This is a genomic window from Sphingomonas sp. URHD0057 (assembly GCF_000620665.1).
Classification (GTDB): domain Bacteria; phylum Pseudomonadota; class Alphaproteobacteria; order Sphingomonadales; family Sphingomonadaceae; genus Sphingomicrobium.
Map to the genome: position 1 here is coordinate 1,075,908 of NZ_KK211162.1, position 9,257 is coordinate 1,085,164.

At 65.9% G+C, this 9,257-nt stretch carries 8 protein-coding genes and 1 pseudogene; 3 read left to right on the forward strand and 6 right to left on the reverse strand.

From position 1 onward, the window contains the following. The first annotated feature begins 78 nt into the window (after window positions 1–78). Complete coding sequence (locus N539_RS0114310) at window positions 79–1,371, forward strand: dicarboxylate/amino acid:cation symporter (protein ID WP_028970818.1); 1,293 nt, start codon at window positions 79–81, stop codon at window positions 1,369–1,371. On the opposite strand, the gene N539_RS0114315 is transcribed toward N539_RS0114310, so the two are convergent. Both N539_RS0114315 and N539_RS0114320 read right to left on the reverse strand, forming a co-directional pair. Continuing rightward, window positions 1,368–2,624, reverse strand: a complete 1,257-nt coding sequence (locus N539_RS0114315) for a M24 family metallopeptidase (RefSeq protein WP_331280091.1) — start codon at window positions 2,622–2,624, stop codon at window positions 1,368–1,370. The genes N539_RS0114310 and N539_RS0114315 overlap by 4 nt on opposite strands. Further along, on the reverse strand, window positions 2,621–3,433 hold the full coding sequence (locus N539_RS0114320; RefSeq protein ID WP_028970820.1) for an arginase family protein: 813 nt from the start codon (window positions 3,431–3,433) through the stop codon (window positions 2,621–2,623). Before N539_RS0114320 ends, N539_RS0114315 begins: the two co-directional genes overlap by 4 nt. A gap of 37 nt (window positions 3,434–3,470) precedes the next feature. On the opposite strand from N539_RS0114320, the gene N539_RS17345 reads away from it, so the two are divergent. Next, window positions 3,471–4,781: a multidrug effflux MFS transporter gene (locus N539_RS17345; RefSeq protein ID WP_231463090.1), complete on the forward strand. Its 1,311-nt coding sequence runs from the start codon at window positions 3,471–3,473 to the stop codon at window positions 4,779–4,781. Between the two features lie 4 nt (window positions 4,782–4,785). On the opposite strand, the gene recA is transcribed toward N539_RS17345, so the two are convergent. The 3 genes from recA to N539_RS17350 form a co-directional block, all read right to left on the reverse strand. Beyond that, on the reverse strand, window positions 4,786–5,880 hold the full coding sequence (gene recA, locus N539_RS0114330) for a recombinase RecA (RefSeq protein ID WP_028970821.1): 1,095 nt from the start codon (window positions 5,878–5,880) through the stop codon (window positions 4,786–4,788). A 119-nt stretch (window positions 5,881–5,999) separates the two neighbouring features. Next, on the reverse strand, window positions 6,000–7,277 hold the full coding sequence (locus tag N539_RS0114335) for a metal-dependent hydrolase family protein (protein WP_037552806.1): 1,278 nt from the start codon (window positions 7,275–7,277) through the stop codon (window positions 6,000–6,002). Window positions 7,278–7,436: 159 nt separating this feature from the next. Continuing rightward, complete coding sequence (locus tag N539_RS17350) at window positions 7,437–8,015, reverse strand: helix-turn-helix domain-containing protein (RefSeq protein WP_051531844.1); 579 nt, start codon at window positions 8,013–8,015, stop codon at window positions 7,437–7,439. Between the two features lie 172 nt (window positions 8,016–8,187). Here N539_RS17350 and N539_RS17355 point away from each other — a divergent pair, with 172 nt between their 5' ends. Then, window positions 8,188–8,661 carry a cupin domain-containing protein gene (locus N539_RS17355; protein ID WP_051531845.1) on the forward strand — a complete coding sequence of 158 codons (474 nt, stop codon included), beginning with the start codon at window positions 8,188–8,190 and terminating at the stop codon, window positions 8,659–8,661. A gap of 106 nt (window positions 8,662–8,767) precedes the next feature. On the opposite strand, the pseudogene N539_RS18865 reads toward N539_RS17355, so the two are convergent. Beyond that, window positions 8,768–9,257, reverse strand: a pseudogene (locus tag N539_RS18865) (epoxide hydrolase); the annotation flags it as partial.

Consider the following 9,257-nt stretch of genomic DNA (forward strand, 5'->3'; position numbering starts at 1 on the left):
CCCTAGCTGAGTCCGTGCAGCCGTGTGAAGCTTGACGCCTTGGCGGCCAGCGGCTTGGGTTCGGATGAAGGAGCCGACATGGGCAAGCGACTGACCCGTTACATCCTCTTGGCGCTGGTCCTCGGTGTCATCGCCGGCTGGGCGGTCAATGCCGCGATCGACGACGGCACGCCGGCAAGCGCCGAGCGGCTGAAGTCGATCGCCGATTATCTGAGCATCGTCACTGCTCTGTTCTTGCGCCTGATCAAGATGATCATCGCGCCCCTGGTGTTCTCGACGCTGGTCGCCGGGATTGCCCACATGGGCGACATCGCCGCACTCGGCCGCGTCGGGCTGCGCTCGCTCGGCTGGTTCATTGCTGCCACCTTCGTCTCGCTGACCCTCGGCCTGATCCTGGTCACCGTCCTTCACCCAGGGGTCGGGCTTAACCTGACGATTCCGCCCGCAACCGCCGCCAGCGGCGTCGAAACGGCGGCGTTCAATCTCAAGGACTTCGTGTCGCACCTCGTCCCGGCTTCGATCATCGAGGCGATGAGCACCAACGAGATCCTGCCGATCGTCATCTTCTCGATCTTCTTCGGGGTCGCGCTGACTTCGATCGGCGAGAAGGGCAAGCCGATCGTCCGTGGCGTGGAATCGCTGGTGCGGGTGATGCTGCAAGTGACGAACTACGTGATGCGCTTCGCACCCTTCGCGGTGTTCACGGCGGTCGCCAGCGCGCTCGCCGAGCGCGGCCCCCAGATCATCATGACGCTCGGAAAATTCGTCGGCAGCTTCTACCTCGGCCTCGCGATCCTGTGGGCGATCCTGATCGGCGCCTGCTTCGTGATCGTCGGCCCGCGCACGCGCCATCTCGTGCGCTACATTCGAGATCCGGTGGTGCTCGCCTTCTCCACCGCGTCGAGCGAAGCGGCCTACCCGCGCACGCTCGAGGAGCTCGAACGGTTCGGCGTACCGCCGCGCATCGCCAGCTTCGTCCTGCCACTGGGCTATTCGTTCAACCTCGACGGCTCGATGATGTACATGACGTTCGCGTCGATCTTCATCGCGCAGGCTTACGGCATCCACCTCAGCCTGGGGCAGGAAATCACCATGCTGCTGGTGCTGATGATCACCTCCAAGGGCATGGCCGGCGTGCCGCGCGCCAGCCTGGTGGTGATCGCGGCGACCCTGTCGATGTTCAAGATCCCGGAAGCCGGGCTGCTGCTGATCCTTGCCGTCGACCATTTCCTCGACATGGGCCGCTCGGCGACGAACGTCGTCGGCAATGCGGTTGCCTCCAGTGTCGTGGCGCGCTGGGAAGGCGAGCTCGCTCCTCCCATGTCACCCGATATCGAATCCGTGTCCGCCGCCGCCCGCAAGCGCGCTTAGCCGAACGGCCGATCGATGTTCGGCGGCGGGGTGGTGAAGAATTTCGGCCCGGCCTCGGTCATGTGCCAGCAATCCTCGAGCCGCACTCCGAACTTTCCTGGAATGTAGAGGCCGGGCTCGTCGGAGAAGCACATGCCGGGCGCCAGCGGCGTCATCTCACCGTGAACCAGATAGATCGGCTCGTGCACCTCCATGCCGATGCCGTGTCCGGTGCGATGCGATAGACCCGGGAGGCGATAACCGGGACCGAAGCCCCAGCTTTCGTAGGTCCGGCGCACCGCGTCGTCGACCGCGCCCGCCGGCAGTCCGACCTTCGCCGTCTCGATCGCGATTTGCTGGCCCCGGCGGACTTGATCCCACAACTTGCGCTGGTCGGCGCTCGGCGGCCCGACGACGAAGGTACGGGTGATGTCCGCCTGGTAGCCATGGACCGAGCTGGTGCAGTCCATCAGCACGACGTCGCCGCGCTGAACGACGTGCGGCTTCTTGCTGCCATGAGGGTAGGCCGAAGCTTCGCCGATCAGCACCAGCCCGCCATCATAAGCCGAGCCCATCTTGTGGTGCACCGAAGCGATCATCGCGTCGATATCCGCGCCGGTCATCCCGGCCCGCGTGCGCTCGCCGGCGTGGCGCAGCGAGGCGAGCATGATGTCGTTCGCGGTCTGCATCAGTGCGAGCTCGGCCGGCGACTTGACCAGGCGGCAGCCGCGCACCACCGGATTGCCGGAAACGACTCGCACACCGGGAAGCTGCTGCTGCAGACGGTCGAGGATGAAGAAGCGATCGGTCTCTTCGAGCCCGACCGGCGCGCCCGCCGCGCCGCGCTCGCGAAGGAAGTCGGCGACCAGCTTCAACGGCTCCTCGTCCTCGTTCCACGTCCGCACTTCGGCCGGGACGTTGAGGCTCTCGGACACCGATGGCTTCTCGAAGAAGGGCGTGACGATAATCGGGTCGCCCTCAGCCGGGATGACCGCGCCGGTCAGGCGCTCCGATCGCCACCATTGGACGCCGGTGAAATAATCGAGGCTCGGGCCCGATTCGACGATGATCGCGCCGATGCCGTGCTGCTGCATCAGCGCGCGGGCCTTGGCCAGGCGCTGGAGGCGCTCGGCGCTGCTGATGGGCGGCGGGATCGGAATGCTGGGCAAGTCCCTCGCCTGCCGGATCGCGGCACGCGCAAGGCCCGTCACGCCAAGGCCCAGCGCTGCGGTCCCGCCACCGAGCAGCGCCCGTCTCGAAATGTGCATGGTCATCGTCCCCTCCCCGCCAGCGCCGCCAGCTCCTTCACGAATTTCGCGGCGACCACCGCGGTCATGCCGTTGATGTCGCGCGTCGGATTGAGCTCGACCACGTCCGCGCCAACGATCGGCCCGTTCACCCGCTGGAGCACCGACACGATGTCGCGGACCGACAGCCCGCCCGGCTCATGATGCGACACGCCCGGCGCGAAGGCAGGATCGAGACCGTCGAGGTCGATGCTGATGTACAGCGGCGCGTCCGGGATCGGCACCGTCGCGGCATCGAAGTCGCGCATCTCGACCGTCTCGATGCCATATTTCTCCGCCTGCTCACGGCAATGCTGGGTCGACGTGCGGATCCCGACCTGGACCAGGCGCCGGGCATCGCCGCGCTCCAGAATCCTCGCGAAGGGCGAGGCATGGCTCAGCGGATCGCCGCCGAAGTCCTCGTAAGTGTCGGGATGAGCGTCGAAGTGGAGGATGTTGATTGGCCCGCGCGCGGCACGGATGCCGGCGACGATCGGATTGGTCACCATATGGTCGCCGCCGAGGAACAAGGGCGTCACGTCATCGCGCGCAGCCTGCTCGGCGGCGAAACGGATGTGTTCGATGTCGCCCGCCGTTTCCTCGAGCGGCAGATCGCCGATGTCCTCGACCAGGATGTCATTGCCGAGCTCGAGCCCGCTCTCCGACGCGGCGTTGCCGTGATCGGACCACAGCGCCGCCCGGATCGCGGCCGGCGCCGAGGCGGCACCGCGCAGGAACGATGAATGGCTGTCGGTCGGCAGGCCGATGAGCCGCACTGTGACCCGCGATTCTCGCACCCGCCCTCCCCGCTTCGTCGCTGCTCTCTTGCATGTCATGCGCGGCTGCGCCAGCAGCGCCATTCCCATGCCCTTCGACCTCAACCATCCGCCGGGCGCGACCCGCCGCCCCGGAGCGCGCGAGCTGACCGCGATGCTCGCGCTGCTGATGGCCCTCAACGCCTTCGCAATCGACGCGATGGTCCCGGCGCTTCCCGACATCGGTCGCTCCTTGCACGTCGCGGAGGAGAACAAACGGCAGCTCGTCGTCATCGCTTACTTCCTCGGGTTCGGCTCGACCCAGTTGGTGTGGGGGCCACTCGCCGATCGCTTCGGGCGCAAGCCGATCCTGGCCGCGGGGGTTGCACTCTATGCAGTGTTCGCGGTGCTGTGCGGCCTCGCCGGCACTTTCGCGCTGCTGATCGCCGGGCGGGTTGCGATGGGCGCGTCGGCCGCAGTCACCCGGATCCTCGTCATCTCGATGGTCCGCGACCTGTTCGAAGCGGAGTCGATGGCGCGCATCATGAGCCTCGTATTCATGACCTTCATGCTGGTCCCGGTGCTTGCCCCCAATATCGGCCAGGCCATCCTGCTGTTCTTCCCGTGGCGGGCGATCTTCATCATCCTCGCGCTCTACGCCTTGGCGATGCTCGGCTGGTCGTGGAAGCGGCTGCCCGAAACGCTGCACCCCGAATATCGGCGTTCGCTCAAGTGGCGGCAAATGGCGGCGGCGATGGCTCAGTCCCTCACCGAGCGGCAGTCGCTTGGCTACACGCTGGCGATGACGGTGACCTTCGCCGGGCTGGTCGCCTACATCGCCTCGATCCAGCAGATCGTGTTCGAGGTGTTCGACTCCCCGCAGCTGATCGGCCTGGTGTTCGCCTCGATCGCGGCGCCGATGGCGCTCGCCTCCTACGGCAACAGCCGGATCGTCGAGCGCTTCGGCCTGCGGCGGGTCGGGCACAGCAGCGCGCTCCTCCTCGTCGTCGTCACCGTCGCGCATGCCGCAATTGCGCTCAGCGGGCATGAAAGCCTGCCGATCTTCGTCGTCATGCAGGGACTGACGATGTGTTGCTTCGCCTTCACCTCATCCAATTTCGGCACGTTGGCGATGGAGCATATGGCGCCGATCGCCGGCACGGCATCTTCGGTCCAGGGCGTGATCGGAACCCTGGGCTCGGCGCTGATCGGCTTCGGCATCGGCCAGGCCTTTGACGGGACCGCGCTGCCGTTCCTGATCGGCTTTGCGGTCTGCGCCATCGTCGGCTTCCTCATCGTCGTCGCGACCGACCCAAAGAAGATGTTCGCGGCGATCCGCGTCGACACAAGCGCCGACCCGACCCCCCTCATGCCCGACGACCTTTGCTGAGCGCTTAGTCGACCATTTCCTCGTCGTCGTCGGACGGGCCGGCCATCAGTGCCTCGCCGATCTCCGCGGTGCGGCCGCGGATCGCATTTTCGATGCGCTGCGCGACCTCGGGATTTTCCTTGAGATAGGTCTTGGCGTTCTCGCGCCCCTGGCCGATGCGCACGCTGTCGTAGCTGAACCAGGAGCCCGATTTCTCGATGAGGCCAGCCTTGACCCCGAGGTCGAGGATCTCGCCGACCTTGGAAATGCCCTCGCCGTACATGATGTCGAACTCGACCTGCTTGAACGGCGGCGCGACCTTGTTCTTGACGACTTTGACGCGGGTCGCATTGCCGACGATGTCGTCGCGGTCCTTGATCGAGCCGGTGCGGCGGATGTCGAGCCGGACCGAGGCGTAGAATTTGAGCGCGTTGCCGCCGGTGGTGGTTTCGGGGTTGCCGTACATCACCCCGATCTTCATGCGCAGCTGGTTGATGAAAATGACGGTGCAGCGCGAGCGGCTGATCGAACCGGTCAGCTTGCGCAACGATTGGCTCATCAGCCGCGCCTGGAGGCCGACGTGGCTGTCGCCCATCTCGCCCTCGATCTCGGCCCGCGGCACCAGCGCCGCGACCGAGTCGATCACCAGCACGTCGATTGCATTGGAGCGCACCAAAGTATCGACGATCTCCAGCGCCTGTTCGCCGGTGTCGGGCTGCGAGACGATCAGCTCGTCGATGTTGACGCCCAGTTTCCTCGCATAGATCGGGTCGAGCGCATGCTCGGCATCGACGAACGCGGCCGAACCGCCGGTCTTCTGCGCCTCGGCGATGGCGTGCAGCGCCAGCGTCGTCTTGCCCGAGCTTTCGGGCCCGTAAATCTCGACCACCCGGCCGCGCGGCAGGCCGCCGACGCCGAGCGCGATGTCGAGGCCCAGACTGCCGGTCGAGATCGTCTCGACCTCCATCTTCTCGCGGCTGCCGAGCCGCATCGCCGAGCCCTTGCCGAACGCGCGGTCGATCTGCGCGAGCGCCGCTTCGAGGGCCTTTTGCCGGTCCGTGCCCGAGGATGCCAAACGCGCTTCCAATCCGCTTCCGATGACTTTCAACTGCGCCGCCATGTTCCCTGTCTCCCTCGTCATTGCAAGCGGTCATTCCGCTTGCGGCAACGGCGGCCGAGCCCCGCCTGATGACGCTGTCGTATCTGATTTGTTCGGTTAGAACAATAGGAGAACATACGCTAGTGGATGACGCGGCCTTCCTTCACCACGCCATCGACCTGCTCGAGCGCGCGGATGTCGCCCAGCGGGTCGCCCTTGACCGCGATCAAATCGCCATAAGCGCCCGGCGCAATGGTCCCGACCTTGCCCTCCAGGCGAAGCGCCCGGGCGGCCTCGGTCGTGGCCGCCTGGATCGCCTGCATCGGGGTCATGCCGTAGCGCACCATGTAAGCGAACTGCCGCCCGCCGAGGCCATACATGTACACGCCGGCATCGGTCCCGAACGTCATCCTGGCGCCAGCCTTGACCGCGGCCGCGAACCCGCGCCGCTGGACGTCGGTCGTCTCGACATTCTTGCGCAGATATTCGGCGGGCCAGCCCTGCTTGACGCCAACGTCGTTGATCCAGTCGCCATTGTAGATGTCCATGTCGAGCCACACGCCGTTGGCCTTGGCGAGCGCGATCCCTTCCGCGTCGAGGTAGCTGGCATGCTCGATGGTCCGCACGCCGGCACGGATCGCGGCCTTGATCCCTTCCGCGCCATGGGCATGCGCGATGCAGTAGGAGCCGTGCTCCTTCGCCTCGTCGCAGGCGGCCTTCATCTCTTCCGGACTGAGTTCGAGCGCGCCGGGAATGCCGCCGATCGCGAGCACCGCGCCAGTGGCGATCAGCTTGATGAAGTCGGCGCCGCGATCGAGGAAGAAGCGGGCGCGGTCGCGGGCTTCGGCGGGATTATGGACCTCGCCCATCCGAAACGCCTCGGGCACCAGGACGTCCGCCGCCAGGGCGTTGATCTCGCCGCCGCCGCCCGGCACCGTGATGTAGCCGCCCGCGACGAACATGCGCGGGCCTTCCACCTCGCCGGCATTGATCGCGTCCCTCAGCGCAATGTCCGTGAGGCCGCGATAGACGCCGACATCGCGGACGGTGGTGAAGCCGCTGCGAAGCTCCATCCGCGCGGCCACGGCGCCTTTCAGGATGGTGTCCGCCTCGCTGTGCTTGAGCGGCGCGGCCGGATCGCTTTCAGTCACGTCGATCGCGCCGTCGGCGAGATGGGTGTGGAGGTCGATCAGGCCGGGCAACACCGTCTCGCCCGACCAGTCGACCGCGGCCGGGCCGTCCGCGTCGCGCCACACGCTGACTGCGGCGATCTTGCCGTCGACGATGCGGATGCGCTGGTCGGTCAGCACCTTGGCGTTCTGCGGATCGATTAGCCGCCCGGCGTGGACGTCGACCGTCTGCGCGCCCGCCGTGCCTGCCATCAGCAGCGCCAGCGTACCGGCAAGGATGTTACGCATCACCTTCCCCCCATTTTTTCGTCGCAAAGCCTACGCACCGCGACGGGGTGCGGCAATGCGCTGCAGTCGCTCCGCTGCGCTCGGTGGCTCGACCTGGAAGTTGTCAAAGTTGGCAGCGACATGTGCGCGCGGGCGCGTATGCGCGCGAGGGGCGGCCCGTCATGGCTGGTCCGCCTCGTCCGGGCGCGGCTCGTCCTCGTCCCCGTCCCCGTCCTCTTGCGGCGGCTCGGGCGCGAACTCGAGCCCGTCGAGGCAGCCGTCGAGCTCGGCCTCCGGGTCGAAGGGAATCTCCCCTTCCGGATCGTAGCCGGGAATGTCCGAAGGCGGACGGATCGGCCGCTCGGCCTCAAGGCCGAAGCGATGGCGGCGGCGGAAGCGGAGCAGGAATATGGTCAGCCGCTCGTCATGGTGGCGCCACTCGCCGACCTTCTCGCCCTTGTAGAAGATCGGCCGCGCAACGCCTTTCTTGGAACGCTCCACCGCCGATTCCTCAAGTTCGGCATAGCCGCAATCGAGCGCGGCGTCGCACGCGTCGCGGAAGGCGCGCCCGAACGGCCGCCGTCGCAGCTGGCGAACGGACTCGCGGCTCATGCCCACATGCCTGGCTGCGGCGGCGATGCTGCCGGTGTCGGCGAGCTTCTCGACGAAGGCCATCTGTCGCTCGACGGTCCAGCCGTCGTGGCGGTAGCGGACGGGGACCGGGGTGAAGGGGATGGGGAGTTTGGGGTTTGTGGCCATTGTGCCTCCAAAAGGGAAAAGGAGGCGAGCCAGTTATCTCATGTCGGGGGCTGTAGGACAGCGAATTCTAATGGCAACTTTGGGTGGAAAGCGGACATTAGGGGCAAACAAGAGCAACCATCGAAAAACGTCTTCGACGGGTGTATTCATCGCGATGCAAGGAGGCGGACCGATGGCTGCAACTATCGTAAAGGCTGGCGCGCGAAAGCCGCTCAACGTCCTGGGCATGCCGCTTACGATGCTTTGCGAAGCGAGGGAGACTAGCGGCAACTGGTCGCTCTTCGAAGAGGAAGTGCCGCTTGGAATGGGCCCGCCAGCCCATCGCCACGACTGGGACGAGGCCTACTACATCCTCGACGGCGAGGTCGAGTTCACGATTGACGGTGACGCGGTGACATCTGCCCGGGGCGATTTCAATTATCTGCCGCGGGGCACGATCCATGGGTTCAAGGGCGCGTCGGACTCGCCCGCTCGGGTCCTCATCTTCGCGTCGCCCGCGCACGGGTCTGAGTTCTTCGAAGAGATCAGCGAGCAGGTTCGTACTGTGCCGGACGACCTGGCAAAGATGCCGGCTATCGGTCGGCGGCACGGCATTGAGTTCATGTCCACACCAAGCGCCTGCTCTACGCCGGACGGTTCCTACTAGTGTCAGCTTTGGTCGAAATCAGACCTAGGCCGCTAAACTGTCTGCTTTGGGTGGAAAGAGGACATTAGTTTCAGTGGCCGCCTTTTGGTCGGCAATCACTTCTAGTTCAGCGCACTGATCGGAAGGTCTCGCGCATGTCTTGCGTGAGCAGCTGCGGCTGTTCCCAAGCCGCAAAGTGCGTGCCCTTGTCGTGCGCGCGGTAGAAGACGAGGTGCGGGTAGGCTGTGCGCGCCCAGCTTTCCGGTGCCTGGTAGATTTCATAGCGGAAAGCGCTGACCCCAGTGGGGAGCGGGACCCCGCGCGGATCGAAGAAGCCCCCCTTGCTGTTGCGCATTTCCCAGTAGAGTCGCGCCGACGATACCGCCGTGTTGGTCAGCCAGTAGAGCGTGATGTTGTCGAGAATGTCGTCGCGGGACAGTCCCTCCTGCGCTCCGTCGAAGACGCGGGCGATGAGGTCGTAGCTCTGGATGTCGTGGTCGAGCATCCACGAGGCCAGCCCGATCGGTGAATCGGCGATGCCATAGAGCGTCTGCGGACGCTGGTTCATCTCCAGAGCGTAGCCGAGGCCATGGGTGTAGAAGTCGGTGAGCTGATCC

Excerpts from the sequence above, each read along its gene's own strand:
- N539_RS0114335 (WP_037552806.1), bottom strand. The coding sequence starts at position 7,277 with ATGCGTAACATCCTTGCCGGTACGCTGGCGCTGCTGATGGCAGGCACG.
- N539_RS17355 (WP_051531845.1), top strand. The coding sequence starts at position 8,188 with ATGGCTGCAACTATCGTAAAGGCTGGCGCGCGAAAGCCGCTCAACGTC.
- N539_RS17345 (WP_231463090.1), top strand. The coding sequence starts at position 3,471 with ATGCGCGGCTGCGCCAGCAGCGCCATTCCCATGCCCTTCGACCTCAAC.
- N539_RS0114315 (WP_331280091.1), bottom strand. The coding sequence starts at position 2,624 with ATGACCATGCACATTTCGAGACGGGCGCTGCTCGGTGGCGGGACCGCA.
- N539_RS17350 (WP_051531844.1), bottom strand. The coding sequence starts at position 8,015 with ATGGCCACAAACCCCAAACTCCCCATCCCCTTCACCCCGGTCCCCGTC.
- recA (WP_028970821.1), bottom strand. The coding sequence starts at position 5,880 with ATGGCGGCGCAGTTGAAAGTCATCGGAAGCGGATTGGAAGCGCGTTTG.
- N539_RS0114310 (WP_028970818.1), top strand. The coding sequence starts at position 79 with ATGGGCAAGCGACTGACCCGTTACATCCTCTTGGCGCTGGTCCTCGGT.